General features: G+C 66.2%; 15 protein-coding genes and 1 pseudogene. 1 reads left to right on the top strand and 15 read right to left on the bottom strand.

What is annotated here, in order from left to right; translation table 11 throughout:
- Positions 1 to 6 precede the first annotated feature (6 nt).
- From tssM to tssJ, 4 genes are read right to left on the bottom strand one after another with little or no spacing between them, the layout of a single operon-like run.
- Positions 7 to 3,618, bottom strand: coding sequence for a type VI secretion system membrane subunit TssM (tssM, locus tag ACV17W_RS17120; RefSeq protein WP_462593541.1), 3,612 nt, complete (start codon positions 3,616 to 3,618; stop codon positions 7 to 9).
- The gene (locus ACV17W_RS17115; RefSeq protein ID WP_462593540.1) at positions 3,615 to 4,898 is read right to left on the bottom strand and encodes a DotU family type VI secretion system protein; all 1,284 of its coding nucleotides are present in this window, start codon (positions 4,896 to 4,898) and stop codon (positions 3,615 to 3,617) included. Before ACV17W_RS17115 ends, tssM begins: the two co-directional genes overlap by 4 nt.
- Before the next feature lie 18 nt (positions 4,899 to 4,916).
- On the bottom strand, positions 4,917 to 6,251 hold the full coding sequence (gene tssK, locus ACV17W_RS17110) for a type VI secretion system baseplate subunit TssK (protein ID WP_462593539.1): 1,335 nt from the start codon (positions 6,249 to 6,251) through the stop codon (positions 4,917 to 4,919).
- Positions 6,252 to 6,309: 58 nt separating this feature from the next.
- On the bottom strand, positions 6,310 to 6,852 hold the full coding sequence (gene tssJ / locus ACV17W_RS17105; RefSeq protein WP_462593538.1) for a type VI secretion system lipoprotein TssJ: 543 nt from the start codon (positions 6,850 to 6,852) through the stop codon (positions 6,310 to 6,312).
- A 229-nt stretch (positions 6,853 to 7,081) separates the two neighbouring features.
- Here tssJ and ACV17W_RS17100 point away from each other — a divergent pair, with 229 nt between their 5' ends.
- Positions 7,082 to 8,236, top strand: coding sequence for an FHA domain-containing protein (locus tag ACV17W_RS17100; protein ID WP_462593537.1), 1,155 nt, complete (start codon positions 7,082 to 7,084; stop codon positions 8,234 to 8,236).
- 19 nt (positions 8,237 to 8,255) lie between these two features.
- On the opposite strand, the gene tssH is transcribed toward ACV17W_RS17100, so the two are convergent.
- The 11 genes and pseudogenes from tssH to tssA form a co-directional block, all read right to left on the bottom strand.
- The gene (gene tssH, locus ACV17W_RS17095; RefSeq protein ID WP_462593536.1) at positions 8,256 to 10,937 is read right to left on the bottom strand and encodes a type VI secretion system ATPase TssH; all 2,682 of its coding nucleotides are present in this window, start codon (positions 10,935 to 10,937) and stop codon (positions 8,256 to 8,258) included.
- 25 nt (positions 10,938 to 10,962) lie between these two features.
- Positions 10,963 to 11,463, bottom strand: coding sequence for a DUF2195 family protein (locus tag ACV17W_RS17090; protein WP_462593535.1), 501 nt, complete (start codon positions 11,461 to 11,463; stop codon positions 10,963 to 10,965).
- Positions 11,460 to 12,521 carry a type VI secretion system baseplate subunit TssG gene (gene tssG / locus ACV17W_RS17085; RefSeq protein WP_462596576.1) on the bottom strand — a complete coding sequence of 354 codons (1,062 nt, stop codon included), beginning with the start codon at positions 12,519 to 12,521 and terminating at the stop codon, positions 11,460 to 11,462. Before tssG ends, ACV17W_RS17090 begins: the two co-directional genes overlap by 4 nt.
- 86 nt (positions 12,522 to 12,607) lie before the next feature.
- Positions 12,608 to 13,267 carry a DUF3540 domain-containing protein gene (locus ACV17W_RS17080; protein ID WP_462593534.1) on the bottom strand — a complete coding sequence of 220 codons (660 nt, stop codon included), beginning with the start codon at positions 13,265 to 13,267 and terminating at the stop codon, positions 12,608 to 12,610.
- A 25-nt stretch (positions 13,268 to 13,292) separates the two neighbouring features.
- Positions 13,293 to 15,195 (bottom strand): annotated as a pseudogene (gene tssF, locus ACV17W_RS17075) (type VI secretion system baseplate subunit TssF).
- Entirely contained in the window at positions 15,195 to 15,755 is a 561-nt protein-coding gene (gene tssE / locus ACV17W_RS17070; RefSeq protein ID WP_462593533.1) for a type VI secretion system baseplate subunit TssE, read from the bottom strand. Before tssE ends, tssF begins: the two are co-directional and overlap by 1 nt.
- Positions 15,755 to 16,567 carry a type VI secretion system accessory protein TagJ gene (locus ACV17W_RS17065; RefSeq protein ID WP_462593532.1) on the bottom strand — a complete coding sequence of 271 codons (813 nt, stop codon included), beginning with the start codon at positions 16,565 to 16,567 and terminating at the stop codon, positions 15,755 to 15,757. Before ACV17W_RS17065 ends, tssE begins: the two co-directional genes overlap by 1 nt.
- 82 nt (positions 16,568 to 16,649) lie before the next feature.
- Positions 16,650 to 17,135 carry an Hcp family type VI secretion system effector gene (locus tag ACV17W_RS17060; RefSeq protein WP_462593531.1) on the bottom strand — a complete coding sequence of 162 codons (486 nt, stop codon included), beginning with the start codon at positions 17,133 to 17,135 and terminating at the stop codon, positions 16,650 to 16,652.
- A 52-nt stretch (positions 17,136 to 17,187) separates the two neighbouring features.
- Positions 17,188 to 18,690, bottom strand: coding sequence for a type VI secretion system contractile sheath large subunit (tssC, locus tag ACV17W_RS17055; RefSeq protein ID WP_462593530.1), 1,503 nt, complete (start codon positions 18,688 to 18,690; stop codon positions 17,188 to 17,190).
- Positions 18,691 to 18,708: 18 nt separating this feature from the next.
- Positions 18,709 to 19,284, bottom strand: coding sequence for a type VI secretion system contractile sheath small subunit (gene tssB, locus ACV17W_RS17050; protein ID WP_462593528.1), 576 nt, complete (start codon positions 19,282 to 19,284; stop codon positions 18,709 to 18,711).
- A 41-nt stretch (positions 19,285 to 19,325) separates the two neighbouring features.
- Positions 19,326 to 20,369 (bottom strand): type VI secretion system protein TssA, encoded by a 1,044-nt coding sequence (gene tssA / locus ACV17W_RS17045; RefSeq protein WP_462593526.1) that lies wholly within the window; start codon positions 20,367 to 20,369, stop codon positions 19,326 to 19,328.
- Between the last annotated feature and the right edge of the window lie 100 nt (positions 20,370 to 20,469).

The following is a 20,469-nucleotide window of genomic DNA, read 5'->3' as shown; positions in this document are numbered from 1 at the left end:
TGGCGCCTAGCGACCGGGGCAGGAAAACCCCTGCATCTCGGCAAGATGGAAAGGACTTTTCACACTGCTGGCCGTGATTTCCAGCACGACCTTGCGCCCATTGATGTCGAACGTGGCGATGGTGATTTCAGGCGACGCGCCGCGGCGCAGCTGCGCCTTGTCGAGCAGCCTGTTCAAGGCCCATGGCCCAGATGCCGACATGCCGGCGGGGCCGGTCTGTGGCGTGAGTTCGATGCGCGCCTGATTGGTGCCGCGCGGCCCCGGCCATTGCACGTTGGTCGCTACCTGGGGCCCGTGGGCGTAGCGCACGGTCTGTCCGTCCACATCCATGAGGAACTGCGTAATCTGCGCGTCCATTTCGATGGGCCGGATGGCCACCCGGTACGACGGCAGCGGATTGCCCGTGGTGAAGTAGACATCGCGGATGACGCCGGCACGCTGGAAAGAGTCCAGGTAGGCGGCCTTGTCGCCCTGCTGTCCATCGATGCCGGGCTTGAAGCGCCAGCGCGAACCCGACACATCGATCTGCGTGGCCAGGTGCTTCTGGAAGAAGTCATCCATCATGCCATTCGGCCCGAACAGGCGCGCCATATCGTTGGGAGCGACGTCGCGCGATGAACTGCTTGAAAATGGGTACCGTCCGGCAATCGACTGGCGGCAGAACAGGCCGATGGTGGCTGTGACGGTGTCGCCCAGCCGCTCGCGCGTGGCCTCGGAAATTTCGCCGGACGCCTTTACCGACAGGCTGTCGAGCAATTCGCGCAACGGCTCGGGCAGGCGGCCCGCTTCCGCGCGCAACTTGGTCACCACATCCGAGCCAGGCGCAGGGCTGGCGCTGCGCAGTGCCGCATCGGCCGCCGTCAGGTAGGTATACAGCTCGTTGATGAGGCCCGTGGTGGCGGCAATAGCGGGCGGCGATCCCTGCCCTTCACTCTGTGCCAGGCGCCGGTAGGGTTCGAAATGCAGGTCGACGATGCGCTCCAGTTTCTCGTCGGAGGCGTCCGCCCGCACCGCGGCGCTGGGGCCGGTTGGGCCGAACATCTGCTCAAGGGCATCGCGCGTGCTGCTGACGCGGTTGCGCGCCTGATCCATCAGCGATTGCCCGTCGCCCGTGTCGCGCAGCAGCGACGTTTCCCGAGCCACCCCCTGCACCAGCTTCACCAACGGCGACTCGGGCGCAGACAGCGTGCGCGCCATCTGGATATTCTCGAGCAGCGAAGTCGTGGGCGCCAGCTGCAGATCGTTCAGATACCCATCCCACTGCTGCACGTAGTCGTTCATGTACAGCCGCTTGATGTCGACGATCAGTTGCTGATGCGCGCTCTGGTTCAGCATGCCCGGCGCTTCGATGTGAAGCACCCAGGCGTCGTCCTGACGCAGCAGATCTGCCACGCGCGTGACGCGCTGGTTGAACACCTTCCAGTAGCCGTCATAGCTGTACAGCGACGGTATGCCCTGTGTGAGCGGCTTGCCGCTCTTGCGCACGAATACCGCGCTGGCCTGCGGCCCGCCGAGCGTGATGGCGGTCTGCTCGCGGCCCGGCGCGTCGTTGGCCAGCATGCGACGCAGGCGGCTGTAAGCGCGCTGGGCCAGCGTATAGCGCGCCAGGTTGTCGCGCGACTTCTGAACCAGCTCGTCATCACGGGGGAACGGCGACGAGAGCACCCGCCCTTGCACCAGATTGCGCAGGTGCAGCGACATCAGTTCGTACTGGCGCCGCGTATAACCCTCGGGCAGCGTCTTCTGCATGTCAGACAGCAGCCAGGCATGCATGAACTCGGCGTCGTAGTGGTCCGCTTCGTAGAGCATCAGGTAGGCGCGCAGCGCCTCGTAGGAGAACTCCAGGTCGTTCGGAGCCGCGGTGCGCAGGGCCGTCTCGACCCGCCGCGCGATCTGGGGCAGCAAGACCTGCTCCAGCGTGTCGCGGTACACGCCTTGCGCGGCTGCCTGCATCTTCTGGCCCTGGTACAGGCCGAACTGGTAGTTGAGCGGAGGGGCGTCCAATTCGAAATTGGCGTGCCGCGGCAAATACCACAGGCTGTCCAGGAATGGCATCAGCCCCAGTACGTCGCCCGCGCGAGTGATCTTGATCTCGCGGCCGAGTTTTTCCACGGTCGGCACGCGGCGCGAGACTTCGGCGACATAGTCTTTGTTGTTGCGATAGCTCATCGCCCAGCCCACCAGCAGCGCCACCAGCAGCGCGGCGATCAGCCCATAGCCGGCCCAGTGCAGGCGCCGGTAGCGGCGTTCCCACCGCAGGTTGCGCCCGGCCAGGCCGGCCTCGCGAAAGATCACATCCTGCAGCACCCCCTTCAGGAAGTAGCTGCGCCCTTCGCCCTCGCCCGGCGCGGTGACCGCGGGCGCCGGCCCGCCGTCGATGCGCAGATAACGCTTCAGGTGCCCGGTGACCTGGTCGAAGGTCTCGCCGCCCTGCGTGCCGCTGGTGAAATACACGCCGCGGGGCACCAGCCGCGCCTCGTACTTCGACGTGGCGAACACATCGCTCAGAAAGTGGCCGAGCACGGCCTGCAACCCCGCGAATTGCTGCGGCAGCATGTAGGCACGCGCGCGCCGCGCGCCGTCGGTCTCGGCCGCCAGCACTTCGGGCAAGGCGTCGTCCAGCCGCCGCTGCAGCAACCGGTATTCGGCATGGAAGGCCTCGTACAGATCGAAGTCGGCCTCCTGTGTGCGGGTATACGGCAGCGTGAAACCCCACACCTGCGACAGGTCTTCACGGCTGAACGAGGTGAAGTACTCTTCGAAGCCGGAAAGCAGGTCAGCCTTGGTCACCAGCACGTACACCGGGAACTGGATACCCAGTTGCTCGCGCAGTTCCTGCAGCCGGCGGCGCAGCACCGCGGCATGCTGCGCCCGTTCGGCGTCGGAGGCGGCCAGCAGGTCCTCCACGCTGACAGTCAGCATCGCCCCGTTGATCGGCTGGCGTCCGCGGTACTTCGACAACAGGCGCAGGAACCCCTTCCACTCTTCTTCGTCGCCCGTCGCGTCGCTTTCGTGGGTGGTGTAGCGGCCCGCGGTATCCAGCAGCACGGCGTCGTCGGTGAACCACCAGTCGCAATTGCGCGTTCCGCCCACGCCGCGCAAGGCCACTTTGCCGTAGCGGTCTGCCAGAGGAAAGTTCAGGCCCGAGTTCACCAGTGCGGTGGTCTTGCCGGCGCCCGGCGCACCGATGATGACGTACCACGGCAACTGGTACAGGTACTGCTTCGAGAACCGGTCGAGCGACAGGCGGCGCTTGCCGCTTTCAAAGCGGGTCTTGCGCAGCAGTTCAACGGCTTCATTGAAGCGCTCTTCGAGCTGGCGGATTTCCGCGTTGCCTGGCTCGGGCGCCACCTTCTTCTTGGTGGCGGGCTTGCGCAGCTGCCCCAGCAACTGCGCATTCAGGCGGCCTTCGCGCCATTTGCGCCAGACAATGCGCAACAGCCACAGGCCGAACATGACGGCGATGACAATGATGCGCGTAGTTTCGCTCTCGAGCGGCCGCGTGGCGCCGATGGCCAGCAAGGGGCCTGCGATCCATACCAGCAAGGCCAGCGCCACGAGCCCGAAGAAATTCCAAAGCCCCCGGCTGAACAAGAATCCGAATACGTTATGCATCATTGCCGCGCACCCTCGACCGTATCTTCCCGCGGCACCGGCGGCACCATCAGCGTGATTTCCACCCGGCGGTTACGCGATCGTCCGGCCGCGGTATCGTTAGGGGCCACCGGATCGGCGTCGCCACGCCCTTCGGCGCGCACCCGCTGCGGGTTGTCCAGCCGCGTTTCCAACAGGTCTTTCACGGCATCTGCCCTGGCCTGCGACAAGTGCCAGTTCGAGGGGTAGCGCGCCCCGCGCATCGGGATGTTGTCGGTGTAGCCGCGCACCAGGATGTTGCCCTCTGTCTCGCGCAACGCGTCCGCCACCCGGGACAGCACGGGCAGGTACTGTTCCCGCACGGAAGCGGAGCCCGATTCAAACAATCCGTCGCCACGCAGCACGACCACGCTGCGATCCACCTCGTCGCGCACAGTGACGAGGTCGTCGCGGATCTCCGGCGCCAGGAACACCGCCAGGCGGGGCGCGGGAGCCGGCCGCCGCGCAGGCGCGATCTGCACCGTGGGCGGCTTCAACGCGCTGATCGCGGTGTACACCTCGTCGGACTGCCGGCCCAGGCTGAACGCCAGCGCCCAGTAGATGGCCAGGGCCAGCACGGCGGCCAAGGCGCCGAACACCCAGAGGGGCACCGGCAGGCGGCGCAACTGAGTCTGCGCCGGCACGTCCTGCCAATGGGGCGACAGGGCGCGCGGATAATCTCCCCGCGCGCTGCGCAGAATGCGCAGCAGGCGCTGGCGCAGCGTCTCGAGCTGCGAGCGCCCATTGTCGGCCACGCGATATCGGCCTTCGAAGCCCAGCACCAGGCAGTAATACAGCAATTCGAGCAGGTCCAGGTGCTGGCTGGGGTTCTGCGACAGCTTGGCCAGCAACTGGAAAAACTTCTCGCCGCCCCAGGTCTCGTTGTGGAACGTGACCAGCAGGCTGTGTGCCGACCACACCCCGTTGCCGCCCCAGGGGGTCAGGGCTGCGGCCTCGTCGAGCGCGGTGCACAGGCAATAGCGCGCGCCCAGGATGGTTTCGTTCGTGATGCCTGCCTGCTGCGCGCGCAGTTCGAACTGGCGGATCTCGTCAAGCAGGTGTTCTCGCAGCATGGCCGGCGACGGATGCGAGGTGGTGGCGCGGATCTGCGGAATCAGGTCCAGCAGCGGATTGGCCGCCGCCACAAGTGGATTCGAGCCACTGATCACATACTCGTGAGGGCGCATGCGGCTCGACGCCGAGGCGGCCCCTTCGGGAATGCCTCCGCCCAGCGGGCCGGGCATGGCAGTGTCGGAAGCGTGCATGTTTTCTCCGGCCCGGGGCTAGTCGCGCAAGGCCCAGAATTCCATGGACAATCCAGGGAATTCACCCGCCAGGTGCAAGGCAAGGGCGCCCGTGCGTTCGAGCTGTTTCCAGAAATCGCCCCCCTTGTCCAACTCGAAATACACGTGGCCCGCGCTGTACGGAATCTGGCGCGGCGCCACCGGCAGCGCGCGCACCGTGACGCCGGGCAGCTGCAGGTGCACGAGATCGCGTATGCGTTCGACCGGGCCGATCTTGACCTGTGCGGGAAAGCGCGAGCGCACCGTATCGGACGGCATGTCCGCATGCACGGCCAGCACGAAGCCCGCAGTGCGCAGCAGCTCCAGGTCGGGAATCTGGGCCACGCGCACCCCCTGGCCCCGGTCCTGCAAGGGGATCTGCAGTGCGTGCTGCTCGAGCACGGCCGACAGCGAACGGCGCAGCTCGTTCATCAGCGTCTCGAACGTGGCCTGAAGATCGTCGTGCTCATATTGCGGCAACACTTCAGGACGGCGCGACGCGGCGGTGTACGTGGCCAGGTCGCAGGCCAGCATGAGCCAGTCATGAAACAGGCGTTCGGGATGCAGCCACTCGGCCTGGCGCGCGTGCCACAACGCGCCGACATACCGGTTGACGGTCTCCAGCAGCATGAAGTCGGAAACCTCGGAGACGCCGCCGCGGCCAGGTTGCGACAGCCTCATGGCCAGCGCTTCGCTGCGGGCGTTCAGCAGCCCGAACAATTCCTGCACGTAGCCCAGCAGCATGGGCTGCGCGCCGGCGGCCAGCCAGGGCGGTATGTAGCGTTCGTCCAGCACCACCCGGTTGTCGGCACGGCGCTCCACGATCTTGACCACGCCCAGGCCCAGCCATTCGTCGCCCAGGTCCGTTTCCAGCATCAGACGCAGGCGCAACTTGCCCAGTTGCAGCAGAGCCGGCTCCAGACCCATTGAACCCGAGTCGGACACCTCGGCCTCCTGCACCAGGAAACGCGCCAGCGAATCGGGCTCGTCTTCGTACTGCACATCGGTGGCGCCGGGCCGCGAGCGCGGCAGGGCCAGCATGACGCGCACGTCCTGCGCATGGTCGGGCACGTCCAGCGCCGCCGGCGCGTCGTCAGGGTGAGCGAAGTCGAACGGCGTGCCATCTGGCAGCACCCCGCGCGCCTGCGTCAGCACCAGCTTGCCCACGGCCAGCGCGTCACGATCCAGCGCCAGGTGGCTGAACCCCCAGAAGAAACCCTGCAGCGGGGCAGCGCGGCGCTGTACCAGCCCTTCAAGGTAACGCTCGAACTGCTGGAAATGCTGGGGGCGCAGGAACATCCCCTCTGACCAGACGACTTTGTTCTTCTCTGCCATGACTATGCTTGCTATGTAGTTGCAGGTCGGCGCCATCGGCCCGCCGGCCGCGCGTAACCTAGAAGGGCCACCAGGAACGCTCCCGGTCGGTGACGGACAGTCCGTTGTCCTTCACCGATACCTTGATCGTTTCTTCGTTGGGCGAGAACTGCCATACCTTGTAGATGTTGGTGTTCTGGGCTTCAGGCAGCGGCACCACCAGACGCCAGTGGCTCTTTTCCAGGTCGCGGTAGCCGGCCACGATGCCCACCATGCGCGCCTCGGGATTGCCCGTGTACTGCAGGGTCTTGGTCTCGCCGGGCCGCAGGATCGCCTGGTCGGTGTTGAGCAGTTCCTTGCCCAGCGCGGCCTGGGGGTCGGACTGCAGCGAGAAGAAGTCGCGCGATTCGAAGGCGCTCGCCGAGCTGAGTTCGAAAACGGTGATCTGGATGGGAGACGGACGGCCGTGCACGTCCGGATTCACCTTGGCGTCGGCAGCCAGCTCGATCGCGTACGGCACGGGAACGCGGCGTGCGGTAGACGAGCACCCCAGCAGGACCAGGGCGGCCAGGCTGACAATAAGCCCTCTTACGATAAAAGCTTTTGTATCGCGGAACACCATAATTCGCGGAACGCCCCCTGGGATTATGGAGAAAGCGTGTATCACAAGGCAAAAACAAGAAACTGTCGTGCAAATACAGAAATAGTTACTACTGTTACGGTGCCGCGGAGCATGTTCGCGCTTGGATATAGTTTCCTAACTCCCCGTCATCTTTTATCGGGTAGGCGCTGGATATCATCGGGGCGTACCAGCGCGCCCCGACGCGCGTGCCGCCACGGAGACTTCCTGCATGAGACTGACTGTCCTGCCCCATCCCGATATCCCTGCCGCGCCGCCGCTGTCGGCTGTCTTTCAGGCGCCGGGCGGCACCTTGGGGCGGTCGGCGGACACCGACCTGCCACTGCCCGATGCGGCACGGCGCATCTGTCGCGTGCAGGCCGCGCTGCGCATCAGCGACGGTGCCTGCTACCTGGTCAACCTCAGCAGCATAGGCACCGTCACCCTGAACGGCCGCCCCATCACCCGCGACCAGGAAGTGCCGCTGGCCACGGGCGACGAGCTTTCCATCGGGCCGTACCGCCTCAAAGCCGAAGACCCCGCCGCGACGGTCGACCAACCTGCCGCGACGGCGCCGGCCGCGGTAGCTGCGAGCGCCCCGCTCGAACCCGACCCCTTGCTCGAAAGCCCCTTGATCGACGAGGGTGCGATCGCAGCCCCCGCACCGCTCGACTCGCATCAGGCCATGCCTCCTGTTGATTCCACCGCAATGCTGGCCACCCGGGCAGCCGAGCCGCCGCCCGACTCCGTCGCGGTGCCCGACACGGCCCCACCCGACCTCGCCACCGCGCACACGCCCGAGCCCATCACCGCGTCCAGCCCCACTGCGGCCCCCACGGCGCCTGTCGGGGCGGCAGCCCCCACAGGCGGTTTCGCCAAGACGCCGCCCGACCCGCCAGCGCCCCTGCTCGACGACGCCGCGGCAGCGCCGCAATCAGACCCGGCCGATGTCTTCAGCGATCTGTTCGGGCCTGGCACCCTGCCTGTGGGCAGCGTGCCCGACGTCTCCGCGCATCCGTTCGACCTGGAATCCGCGCAGGGCCGCAATCCGGAAGATCCCCTGCGCCAGTTGCCGCGCGGCGACGCCAACGTGCAGGGCCCGCTGCGCGACCCGCTGGATGCCCTGGGCGACTTGCACGGCGAGGACGCCCACAATGTGTTTTCCGACCCCACTCCTTCCACCCTGCCTTCACACGACCCCTTGGCCCCGCACCGGGCCGACCCGGTCACCGACACGCTCCATCCACGCCAGCAGGCCGATGACGCGCGCGCGGCGCGGGATCATCTGCGCGAGTACGGCGGGTACCTGCGGCCAGCCCGCGTGCGGCCGCAGGACCCGCCCGACAATCCCGCCGACAGTACCGCCGACAAGCCGCGCCGCCACTGAGGCCGCGGCGGCCAGGGGCTCACTCATACCGATACACGAAGTCGCCGTCCAAAGCGTCCAGCCCCACGTTGCGCACGGCACGCCCGTCCATCGATGCGGTCAGCAACTCGCGACTGATGTGCGGCAGCACGGTGTTGGTCAGAATCGCATCCACCATGCGGCCGCCCGATTCCACCTCGGTGCAGCGATTCACCACCAGCGCCGTGGCGGCCGGGCTGACGTCCAGCGTGATGCCGTGATGCTCATGCAGGCGCCGCCGTACGCGTTCCAACTGCAAGTCGACGATGCGCGCCAGCATGTCATCGGATAACGGGAAATAAGGCACGGCCACCAGCCGGCCCAGCAAGGCCGCCGGGAAGGTCTTCAGCAGGGGTTCGCGCAACGCCGCAGCCAGCCCATCGGCGTCGGGCATCAGCGCGGGGTCGCGGCACAGGGTGGCGATCAGGTCGGTGCCCACGTTCGAAGTCAGAATGATGACGGTGTTGCGAAAATCGATATAGCGGCCTTCGCCATCTTCCATCCAGCCCTTGTCGAACACCTGGAAAAAGATCTCGTGCACGTCGGCATGGGCTTTTTCAACTTCATCGAGCAGCACCACGCTATACGGCCGGCGCCGCACCGCCTCTGTCAGCACGCCGCCTTCACCGTAGCCCACATACCCCGGCGGCGCGCCCTTCAGGGTCGACACGGTATGCGACTCCTGAAACTCGCTCATGTTGATCGATATGAGATTCTGCTCACCACCGTACAGCGCCTCGGCCAGCGCCAGCGCCGTCTCTGTCTTGCCCACGCCGCTGGGGCCGCACAGCAGGAATACGCCCACCGGTTTGTCGGGGTCGGTCAGCCTGGCGCGCGATGTCTGGATGCGCCGTGCAATCGCTTCCAGTCCGTGGCGCTGGCCGATGACCCGCTGTTCCAGCGTGTCGGCCAGGCGCAGCACCGACTCGGCCTGGTCGCGCACCATGCGCCCCACGGGAATCCCGGTCCAGTCGGCCACCACCGACGCGACAGCCGCCGCATCCACGGCCGGATAAATCAGCGCGGCCTCGCCCTGGCGCGCGGCCAGTTCCTGCTGAGCCTGGGCCAGCTCGGCGCGCAACTGCCCGGCGTCCGGGACGGGCGCGGCAGGGTTTCCTGCCCCGGACGCTCCCGCCGCGGCGGCTTCTACGTACTGGGGCGCGGCGCCCGTGTCTCGGTCGAGTTGCTGGCGCAACTCGAACACTCGAGCCGCGAGCGTACGCTCGGCCTCCCAGCGTTCGCACAAGGCAATTTCCTCGGCGCGCGCCTGCGCCAGCATCCCGGCCACCTTGCCCACGCGTTCTTCGGCGCCCGCGCCCAGACGCGCCTCGCGCTCGGCAATACGATGTTCGATCTCGAGCGCCTCGATGCGCCGCCGCGCGTCTTCCAGCGCCGCGGGGACGGCATGCTGACTCACGGCGACCCGGGCGCAAGCCGTGTCGAGCAGCGCCACGGCCTTGTCGGGAAGCTGGCGCGCGGGAATATAGCGATGCGACAGCGAAACAGCGGCCTCGACGGCCTCGTCCAGCAGCAGCACCTGATGATGGGTCTGCAGTGTGTGGGCCAGGCCGCGCAGCATGCCCAGCGCACGCGGCTCCGCCGGCTCGTGGATCTGCACGACCTGGAAGCGCCGGGTCAGCGCGGGATCTTTCTCGATGTACTTTTTATATTCCGACCAGGTCGTGGCGCCTATGGTGCGAAGCTGCCCGCGGGCCAGCGCGGGCTTGAGCAGATTGGCGGCGTCACCCGTGCCTGCCGCGCCTCCGGCGCCCACCAGCGTGTGAATCTCGTCAATGAACAGCACGATGGGGCTGGGGCTGGACTGCACCTCGTCGATGACGCCGCGCAGCCGTTGTTCGAACTCGCCCTTCACGCCGGCCCCCGCCTGCAGCAGCCCGATGTCCAGCAAGTACAGCGCGACCTCGCGCAGCGGGGGCGGCACGTCGCCGCTGGCCAGGCGCAGCGCCAGGCCCTCCACCACCGCGGTCTTGCCCACGCCCGCCTCGCCGGCCAGCAAGGGGTTGTTCTGGCGCCGACGCATCAGAATATCGACGATCTGGCGAATTTCTTCATCGCGGCCCGATACCGGGTCGATCTCGCCGGCGCGCGCGCGGGCAGTCAGGTCGACCGCATACTTGGCCAGCGCCGAACCGCCGGGCGACGCGGCATCGGCCGACGCCGCATCCACCGGGCGGTCTGTGGCGGCTTCAGGCGAGCCCTGCACGATATCGTCCAGTTGCTCCAGCAACACATCGGGCACGATGCGCGCGAACTGGTCGGACATGCCCAGCAGCACGTTGCGCAGCGCATAGGTCTTGACCAGGCCGGCGATCAAATGGCCGCCGCGTATGCGGCCGGCGCCGTAGCGCAGCGAGCCCAGCACCCAGGCGCGCTCGACGGCATGGTCTATGTGCTCGGACAGGTCGGACACCGAACCCGCGCCACGCGGCAGCTGGTCCAGCGCCTGGGTCAGGTCGGCCTGCAGCAGGCCTGCGTCGAGGTCGAAGCGGCGCGCGATACGGTGCAGATCGCTGTCCTGCGTATGCACGATCTGGTGGATCCAGTGCACCAGCTCGACATACGGGTTGCCCCGCAGCTTGCAGAACGAGGTCGCGCCTTCCAGCGCCGTATAGAGCAGGGGATTGAGTTTGCCGAAGAGATCAAGGCGGCCGATATCGGACATATTGTTGTAGGCTCAGCGTAAAGGTTCAATCGGGCCGGGCACAGCCCAGCGACACTACGACGGCGCGCTCACCCACCAGCTGTTCGTCGCTGGACAGGGTCAGGGTGCGCACACCCGACTCGCCGATGCGCAGCAAGCCGCTCTGCAGGAAGCCCAGCCGGCCGCCGTCGAACTCTGCCTGTGCGTCATAAGCGGCTATCGCCGACTTGCAGCCGCAGTGGCCGATCGGCTGCTGCACGACCAGCTCGACCTGAAGCAGCATCTGGCCGCCGGCGGTCGAGCGCGCTCCGGGCCGCAGGTCTACGCATTCGGCCAGCGCGTTGTCGACCCGCACCGCGGGCGAGGCCTGGCTGGCCGTCGCACTCAGCAGGGCCAGCAGCGCGGCGGCGAAGCGCAGACGCCTATTCAGCAAGCGCGCCCCCGTGGGTCTGGGGCGTCGCGGCGCCTTCAAGCGCGCCGCGGGCACCGAAGCCGCCGTGGCCCGCCCGGGCAGCGCCTGGCCGTAGCCTGAACTGTCGGGAATCACGCGGGCATCTCCTGAGTGCTGGTTTTCATGGCAGCGCGCCGCGCGGCACGGTCGCGGGCTTCGTAGTCGAGCAGCAGGTCTGCCGCATCGCCCTGCTCGGTTCGCCGCCGGCCCAGCCATGACGACAGGCCGAGCGGCTGGGATGCGCCGAGCGTGACGCCACGGACTTCCGGGCGCTTGAGCACCGGCCGCACATCCCATGCAAACTCCACACCGATGTAATCGCGCACCCAGTGCAGCAGCTGGCGCGCACGCCGGCCCGCCGGCAGAAAACTCGCGTAGTCGTCCGCGCCGAGCGGCCCGAGTTCAATGCGGAATCTGTGCTGGGCATCGCGCACGGCCGACCCCAGAATGGTGCCCTGCCCCAGCCCCTGCGAGCCAGCCAGCGTCAGCCGTTGCGAGGTTTCCAGCCGGATCCATTGCGGCACGAATTCGGCGATGCGCACCGGTATCGAAAAGAAGGTCTGCAGTATGTGCTTCAAGCCTTCCGGGTTGCGTGTCTGGCGGGTCAGGTGTCCGGCCATGTAGAACTTCGCGTGATCCATGACCGTGTCGCGGCGCAGCAACGACGGCACGCCCATGTGCAGCAAGCTGGCCACATAGCGCGTGAATCGTTCTTCCTTGCGGTCCAGGCTGACCGTGCTTTGGGCATCCGCCCACGCACGATAGAACAGCAGAATCAGGCGGTGATGAAAAATGTCGGCGAACGCAGACAGGGTGTGGTCGCCATGGTGCTGCATGCGTTCGCGCGCATATTCGGTCAGGTGCAGCGGCAAGGGGCCGTTCGGACCGAACAGGCCGAAGCTGTAGATCGAGAGCTCGGGCGGCCGGCCGCCCTGCGCGGGTCGTACCGATGCCAGCGTCGAAGGCGCGAAGGCCATCGAAGGTTCCTGGCGCAGCCGCACAGGTTCGTTGCGGGGGACGGTGTCGCGGCCCAACGGCGCGCGGCCGCCCGCGCGGGCATCGATCCAGCGCAGCGTATTGAACAGGTCGTACGCGTACGGCGTGCGCTCGAGCGCGCGCCAGAACTCGGGCGGCAGGCCCCGCACACCCGCCATCGGCGCCGGCGGCGTGGACGGCGTGGAGGTCGTCCGCGGACTGGCGGGTGCGGCCGCGGCCGGCTCGGTCGCAAGGCTGGCCACGTCTACCCCATGTGGATCTGCTTGGCGTCGACCTTCACCAGGTTCTCGCCGGTCACCATGGTGTACGACGCATGCAGCCGGGCGCTCTTGTCGGCCCGGTAGTCCAGCGAGCCGGCGCGCACGTGTTCGACTTCCTCGGCGGCGCGGAAGGTGACCCGCGACAAGAACGACAGGCGATCCATGATCGCTTCATAGGTCTTGCCGATCAGGCGCGTGCTCGCGACTGTTGCATTCACGTCCGTGCCCAGGTATTTCATGCGGTCCGCCACCAGATGCGCCTCCCTGGCCTGCAAGGTCAGGGTGGCGGTATCGATACTGACCGACTGCTGCCCCGCCAGGCTGACACCTTGCTGGCTTTCCAGCGACACGCTGCCGCCCCGTGACCGCAAGACCATGTCGCCCGCGGTTTCCAGCCGCGCCAGACCCGGATCGGCCTGCTCGATCACGGCGATCAGGTAGACGCGGGTGGCGTCCGGGCCGCTGATCAGCACCTGGTCGCCCGTTTGCGGCACCAGCAGGCAGCTGGCCGCCAGCCGGGCGTGCCAGACGCGGCCATCGCAATCCACGGCGAAGCTGCCGTCGGGTTCGCGGCGCGTCACGGCGCCGATCAGGTGAACAGGGTCATAGACGGGAAACTGGCGGTTGGCGGCAGCGCTTTTCATGGCAGGGTTCCTTGCGGTTTCGGGCCTAGACCGCGGGCCGTGCGCCCATGCGGGGCTTCCAGCGGGCGATCTCGCCACGCTGCAATGTGGACAGGGTCAGTTCAGACATCATGTTGATCGATACGTGCCGCGCGAAGAACTGCTCGAGCACCGCGCCAAACAGATAAGGGCTGATGCCCGAAAACGCGGTTTCGTCAACCTGCAGGCCGATGCGCACGCCACGGCCATACACAATGGGGCCGGGCACCGGCAGGCGATGATGCATGGCCTCGGCCATCACATGGCGCACGCCCGCGATATGCTTGCGCACCGCGGGATCCGCCAGGTTGCCGTACACGTGCAGCATCTCGCGCAGTGTCTGCGCCCCCTGCTCGGCGTCCAGGTCGACCAGGCTCAGGTAATTCAGGCCCAGGTGGCTGATCAGGTGCCAGGTGGCCGCGTTTTCGGCCAGGGCAATATGCGGCCGGGTCGGGCCGTGCAGGACCTTGATCGAGGCGACGGGGGCCGACACGCGCAGCGTCAGGTCGGTATCGGTGCCCAGCGGCAACAGCATGGCGAGGTCGCGGTTGGTGCACAGGGTTTCCAGCGTCAGGTGACGCAACTGACCTGAAAATGGAGCCTCGAGCCGGTCCACCAGCGAAATGAAGGCTTCGCTGCCGGTATATCCCGTGCGCGTGCCGTTGCGCTGCGCCTGGTCGGACAGCAGCCTGGGTTCCCGCCGCACCGAGTAATACGCGCCGTAGTCGTCCGGATCGCTGCCCAACGTGCCATAGAACGGCCTGAATTCCTGCTCCGGACGTTCGGCCGACGCGTGTCCCAGCACGCGAGTCACGCCGAAAACTTCGTAGTCCAGCGGTCGCGTGCGGTCGACCACCACGTGGTATTCGTTGGTGCGCGGCGTCACCGCGATGCGGTCGGCCCGCTTCGGAAACAGGTTGATGACGGGCGCGCAGTGCAGGGCCAGGTGCTCGGCCGCGATCGCGCCTTCCAGTTCCGGCGCGGCGCACGAGAACAGCAGGGTCAGGTCGAAAGACCGCGTCTCGCGCCGCGCGCCGCCCGGCAGAGCGGGCGTGCGCAAGCCTCGCTTCAGATCATTCAGACTGAAGAACAGGAAGCGGCGGGGAAATGCAAAATACTCCTGCAGCAGCCGATAGCCCTGGAACACCCGCGCGTCGGCCGGCAGCAAAGCCTGCTCGTCGTCAAAACCTTCGTGACGCACACTGGAAGGGGGCAGCTTGTTGATCCATGTGACCGGCCGGTTGCTGTCATGACCCAGCACGGCCACCGTGTGGCCCATGATGATTTCCAGCAGCCGCTGCATCTGCAGGTCCTGTCCGGCCAGATGGAACACCAGCTGGTCCAGGTCCATGTCTTCCAGGCGCACGCCGCCGCCGACCTCGAGCTTCAGGCGCAGGGCGCTCAGCACCCGGCCGTTGCGTCCACCGAGCCCCAGACGCCAGCGGCAGGTCGGGCGGGGTACCGGTGAACTCGGCCTCGGCCACCCGCAGCGGCCACAACCGCACGGCATGGCCGGTCATGAACTCGCAGGGCGTCTGCTCTCCGCGCGGCACCTTGCCCCGCAGCAGCGTGCCGCGCGGCAGATCGAAGCCGCGTGCCAGCGTGCCCTCGTTCATGCTGGGGGTGAACCGCACGACCGCCATGGCGGGCGTGGGCGCCAGGTAGTTCGGGTACACCACTTCCAGCAGGCGTTGCGAGAACCTGGGAAACTCGGCGTCCATCTTCAGGTGGATGCGCGCCGTCAGGAAGCTGAAGCCCTCGAGCAGCCGCTCGACATACGGGTCGGCCACCTCGGTGCCGTGCATGCCAAGCCGACCGGCCACCTTGGGGTACATCTGCGCGAACTCGGCGCCCAGCTCGCGCATGTACACCAGTTCGCGGTTGTAGTAATCGAGCAGGCGCGCGTCCATCAGGTGGCTCCGCCCAGGTCGCGCAGGTCCATGTGACCGCTTTCCAGGTCAATGTCGGTGCGGAACAGGAACTCCATGGGGTGCGGCACGCACCACAGCATGCCCTTGATCTCAAGGCTCAAGATGTTGTGATGTTCGAGCGTGCCGGTGTCCGTCACGCAGCGCACCTCGACCGACGAGTCCAGTATGCGCGGCTCGAAGGCGGCAATGGCGTTGCGGATGGAATCCTCGACGTCGACCCAGTCGATCTCGGACATGCGCTTGCCCGCCATGGCGCGCACCCCGAAATTCAGCGTCGAATCGGGCACCCGAGGATAGGGCGACAGGTCATCGGTAGTCTGCAGGTTCACCGTATTGAGCAGCCATCGCAGATCGCGCAACACGGCCAGCCGCAGCTCCGCATGCGTCAGCATGGCCGATTCGCGGGCTTCCTGGCGGCGCGAGGGCTCGTTGTCCATCAGGCGATCCAGCAGCGACGGCTGCAGGCGATCGCGCGCCACGCGCTCGCTGCGCGGCAGTTGCTCCCAGGGACGCAGGCCGGCCGGCTCGGGGTGCGCCATCAGTGCATCTCCAGCGCCCGCACATCGAGCAGCGCATGCTCGCCCTGATCGGTCAACCACATTTTCTGCCCCACGCCGCGATACGTATCGCCGTGCAGCAGTTGCCAATCGGTCAGGCGCCCCAGCCGGGCGGGCTCGGGCAGGTCGGACCACGCCTGTCCCGGCGCAGCCGGGTAGCGGGCGGGAACCAGGCCATGCTGGATGCGCCCGTCGACGAGCGTGAGTTCGGCCTGGGCCCAGACGATGTCGCTCAGGCCTTCCGGGGCCAGCAGGCGCACGGTGCGCAGCGCACTGAATGGCATCCAGCCGTATCGGCCGCCGCCGATGAATTCAAAGACGGGGCCCAGGCGGCTGTCGCCGTCGGCTATCCATTCGAATGCCGCCGGCTCGCCGGCGGCGCTTTCCAGCCGGCCGGCGCTGGCCTGGGCGGCGTCGTAGGCGTGGGCGCGCAGTTCGGCCGCCCGCTCGGGTTCCGTGGCGTCATGGCGCAACGCCTGCAGCAAATCGCCGAACCATTCAGGCGGCGCACCGAAGAATGCAGGGTCGCCCTGACCGCCAAGCACGCTCTCGCGTTCGCGTTCGCCTGCAATGGCCTGCTCGTACAGCAGGGCCATGGGCTGCGCCTGCGCATTCAGTTGGGCACACAGCTTCAGCTGCTCGGACGCGCGGTTCCAGTCGCCCTGCACCGCCATCAACTGGAACAGCTGCGCACGCAGATCCGCGTCGGCAGGCTGCCGGCGTATCTGCCCCTGGATGGCTTCCAGGTGCTGGGACAAGCTGCTTTCGCGCAGCGCAACGGTGGGTTTGGTCATGAAAGCACCGCGGAAAGAAACAGAAAGCCGGCATACGGCCGGGCGGCCGCACGCCGTCGGAAAGAGTGACCGGGCTCTGACCTCAGCCGACTTCCTTGTTCTGCTTGATATCCCAGGCGACCAGGCTTTCCGCGCCCTTGCCGCCCTGCTCGGTCTGTTCCCAGTACTGCTGCTTCACCTTCGCGGCCTGGAATGCATAATTCACCACCACGGACTCCGAGTTCAGTTCGCCGGACAGCTGCACCGACGATACGAGCACGTCTTCCAGGGTGATTTTGGTGTATTCCACCTGCTTGCCGCCGGCCTTGCACACCGACAGCTCGATCCTGCTCAGATGCTTGCCGCTTGCGCAATGCTTCATCACGGCCGGAGCGGCCTTGTCGATGCGCGCAACGACGTGCAGGTCGTTGAAGCTGGCCTTGCCAGCGCCCAGGCCGCCACCGCTGGCCATGTTGCCGGGTTGGGTGGCCCCCCACGAGAACGAAATGATGTCCGTCCAATTCTTGTGGTTGGAATCTTTCGACTCGCCATTGGCCCCGTCGATCTTCATGAACATGTCAACAGCCACTTCTTTCTCCTAAGTTGCAGTCACGGCACGACGTGCCCTGAAAAAATGCCCATCAACCGTCGTTCTTCTTCAAGGACGGGAGTTTGGACACGAGGCGCAGCGACACTGTCAGCCCTTCGAGCTGATAATGCGGCCGCAAGAAAAACTTGGCAGAGTAGTAGCCAGGGTTGTCTTCGATTTCCTGCACCTGTACCTCCGCCGCGGCCAACGGCTTGCGGGCCTTGGTTTCTTGCGATGAGTTGACGGGGTCGCCGTCTACGTAGTTCATGATCCAGTCGTTCAGCCAGCGCTCCATGTCGTCGCGCTCGCGGAATGAACCGATTTTGTCGCGCACGATGCACTTCAGGTAATGCGCGAACCGGCAGCAGGCAAACAGGTACGGCAGGCGGGCCGACAGCTTGGCGTTGGCCGAGGCGTCGGCGTCGTAGTATTCGTGCGGCTTCTGCAGCGACTGGGCCCCGATGAACGCGGCGAAGTCCGAGTTCTTGCGATGCACCAGGGGCATGAAGCCGTTCTTGGCCAGTTCTGCCTCGCGCCGGTCGCTGATGGCGATCTCGGTGGGGCACTTCATGTCTACGCCGCCGTCATCCGTGGGGAAGGTATGGCAGGGCAGGTTTTCCACGGCGCCGCCCGATTCCACGCCGCGAATCGACGTGCACCATCCGTACAGCTTGAACGAACGATTCACGTTCGCGGCCATGGCGTAGGCCGAGTTGGCCCAGGCATAGCGGTCGTGGTTGGCGCCGTCGGTGTCCTCTTCGAAGTCGAACTCGTCCACCGGGTTGGTGCGCGCGCCATACGGCAGGCGAGCCAGGAATCGCGGCATGGCCAGGCCGATATAACGCGAGTCTTCCGACTCGCGCAGGCTGCGCCAGGCAGCATATTCGGTATTGGTGAAGATCTTGGTCAGGTCGCGCGGGTTGGCGAGCTCCTGCCAGGAATCCATCTGCATCACATTGGGCGAGGCGCCGGCAATGAAGGGACAATGCGCCGCCGCGGAAATGCGGGCCATTTCGGTCAGCAGCTCGACGTCCGGCGGGCTGTGGTCGAAATGGTAGTCACCCACCAGGCAGCCTATCGGCTCGCCGCCGAACTGGCCATACTCTTCTTCGTACACGCGCTTGAAAATCGGGCTCTGATCCCAGCCCACACCCTTGTGGCGCTTGAGCGTGCGGCCCAGCTCTTTCTTCGAGATGCACATCACCCGGATCTTGAGCAGCTCGTCGGTTTCGGTATTGCTCACCAGATAGTGCAGACCGCGCCAGGCGCCTTCCAGTTGCTGGAACTCGGGGTGATGCAATACCAGGTTGATCTGGTCGGAAAGCTTCCGGTCGATCTCGGCAATGATGGCCTGGATCGTGCGATAGGCATCGGACGACACCGCCACGCCACTGTTTTCCAGCGCCTGGAGCGCCAGCGTGCGCACCGCATGTTCGACCGCCTCGCGCGCCTGTTCGGTCTTGGGCTTGAATTCTTTCTTCAACAGTGCAGACAGGCCGTCTGCCTCGAGTGATTCGGCGGTGCGTGCATCCGCGTGTTTGGCCACAGCAGTCATCGCGATCTCCGTTATGGTTTATTTCGCGGCCGGATCGGCTTCGGGTTCATCTGCCTGGGGCGCCGCGGCATCGGGCTTGGCCGCGCCGGCATCCGGGTTGGGCGCGGCGGCCAGGGCGTTCATCAGCGCCGGGTTCTTCAGGACTTTGCCTATCAGCTCTTCGGCGCCCGTCTTGCCGTCCATATAGGTCAGCAGGTTCGCCAGCTGCGTGCGGGCATCGAGCAGTTCGTTCAGCGCGCCCACTTTGCGCGCCACGGTGGCCGGCGAGAAATCGTCGATGCTTTCGAAGGTGATATCGACATTCAGGTTGCCCTCGCCTGTCAGGGTGTTGGGAACCTGGAAAGCCGCGCGCGGCTGTATCGACTTCATGCGTTCATCGAAATTGTCGATGTCGATGTCGAGGAACTTGCGCTCGCTCACGTCGGGTTGCGGCTCGACCGACTTGCCGGCAAGGTCTGCCATCACGCCCATGACAAACGGCAGCTGGATCTTGCGCTCGGCGCCGTAGATTTCCACGTCGTACTCGATCTGCACGCGCGGCGCGCGGTTGCGTGCGATGAACTTTTGCCCGCTGCCTTTCAATGTCGTTGCCATGTGTGCTCTCCTGTCCTGATATCAGTGCAAACCGCAGCGCCTCAGGCGCCCGGCTCACCATTCGTATCCCGGGGCAGCCAGGCCTCGAACTGCTCGAGACCCTGGGGCGCCAGATTTTTCATAATGTCGTGGAAACTCATTGCAATCAGCTGCTGCGCGCGGCGGATCAGATACGGTGCCGGATGACTGGGTTCGTGCACTTCAAAGTACGCACACACCTTGGCAAGCATGGCAGACGCCTCTTCGCGCGATTGGATCTGCGCGTCCTGCCAACGCACGGCGACGGCAGGCGCAGCGTCCGGTCGGGGAATGGAAGTCGAGTCAGTCACTTTGTCCCCCACTGCGCCTTCCGGCTCCGGCGCGGTGCCGCCGTCATCGAGTACCTGCACCACCATGTCCAGGGTCCGCAGGATGACCGCGTAATCCGGCACCCATTCCTGCCCAAGCCGCTGCGCCACCTGCTGTTGTATGCGGCGCAGCGCCTGCGTCGCTACCACGACAGCGTTGAGGTCGGCGTCCTGGCGCAGTGACGCCTGGCGCAGGTGCTCCACCAGCCTCGCACGTCCGCCAGGATAAAAATCGGGATCGGATCGGCTGCCGTCCAGCACGGACTCGGCATCCCGCAGGGACAGTTGCCCGTGCACGCCATTGACCAGGCGGCTTGAACGCGCGCTGCGTGCGCAACCGCTCAGGTCGCCCAAGGAGGCCAGGGCATTGATGCGCGGCATCGGATCGTCATCGCCCACGCTGTCGAGTCGGGGATGCACCGCTTCCCAATATCGGTCGAGCGTATCGGCAACCAGCGTCAGGCCATCGGCATAGCCCGGCAGTCCACGGATTTCCGTCCAGGCCTGAGTCAGGTATCCCATGATGCGCACATCGCGGGTGCGTTCCAGCAAACCCCGCGCGAGCTTTTCGACCACGCGCCAGTCGGGCGGCTGCGCCGGAATAATGGTCGAGCCGAACTGCTGTTCGCTGCGTTCCACCGCCGCCTGCTGCAACTGCAGGAACTCGGCGTCGTATTCCAGGTCTTCACCACATGGCAGACGGGAATCCAGAGCGGTCAGAATGTCGGCAAATTCCATAGTGTCTGTCGTATCCGGGATAACCCGGAGCCTAAAACAGGCTATCTCCGCCTAAGTGGCTCGGAAATCCGAATTCTAGGCAGAGCCACTAATGATTCCG

It is taken from the genome of Bordetella sp. MIP270_01_BMS, assembly GCF_054958705.1.
The sequence above is the reverse complement of the archived record's forward strand: the minus strand, read 5'-3'. Positions and strand labels throughout refer to the sequence as shown.

Coding starts and splice junctions, on each gene's coding strand:
- tssJ (WP_462593538.1), bottom strand. CDS start 6,852: ATGGTGTTCCGCGATACAAAAGCTTTTATCGTAAGAGGGCTTATTGTC.
- ACV17W_RS17100 (WP_462593537.1), top strand. CDS start 7,082: ATGAGACTGACTGTCCTGCCCCATCCCGATATCCCTGCCGCGCCGCCG.
- ACV17W_RS17065 (WP_462593532.1), bottom strand. CDS start 16,567: ATGACCAAACCCACCGTTGCGCTGCGCGAAAGCAGCTTGTCCCAGCAC.
- tssB (WP_462593528.1), bottom strand. CDS start 19,284: ATGGCAACGACATTGAAAGGCAGCGGGCAAAAGTTCATCGCACGCAAC.
- ACV17W_RS17080 (WP_462593534.1), bottom strand. CDS start 13,267: ATGAAAAGCGCTGCCGCCAACCGCCAGTTTCCCGTCTATGACCCTGTT.
- tssA (WP_462593526.1), bottom strand. CDS start 20,369: ATGGAATTTGCCGACATTCTGACCGCTCTGGATTCCCGTCTGCCATGT.
- tssE (WP_462593533.1), bottom strand. CDS start 15,755: ATGGCGCACCCCGAGCCGGCCGGCCTGCGTCCCTGGGAGCAACTGCCG.
- tssK (WP_462593539.1), bottom strand. CDS start 6,251: ATGGCAGAGAAGAACAAAGTCGTCTGGTCAGAGGGGATGTTCCTGCGC.
- tssM (WP_462593541.1), bottom strand. CDS start 3,618: ATGATGCATAACGTATTCGGATTCTTGTTCAGCCGGGGGCTTTGGAAT.
- ACV17W_RS17115 (WP_462593540.1), bottom strand. CDS start 4,898: ATGCACGCTTCCGACACTGCCATGCCCGGCCCGCTGGGCGGAGGCATT.
- tssG (WP_462596576.1), bottom strand. CDS start 12,521: ATGGCGGGTGTGCGGGGCCTGCCGCCCGAGTTCTGGCGCGCGCTCGAG.
- tssC (WP_462593530.1), bottom strand. CDS start 18,690: ATGACTGCTGTGGCCAAACACGCGGATGCACGCACCGCCGAATCACTC.
- tssH (WP_462593536.1), bottom strand. CDS start 10,937: ATGTCCGATATCGGCCGCCTTGATCTCTTCGGCAAACTCAATCCCCTG.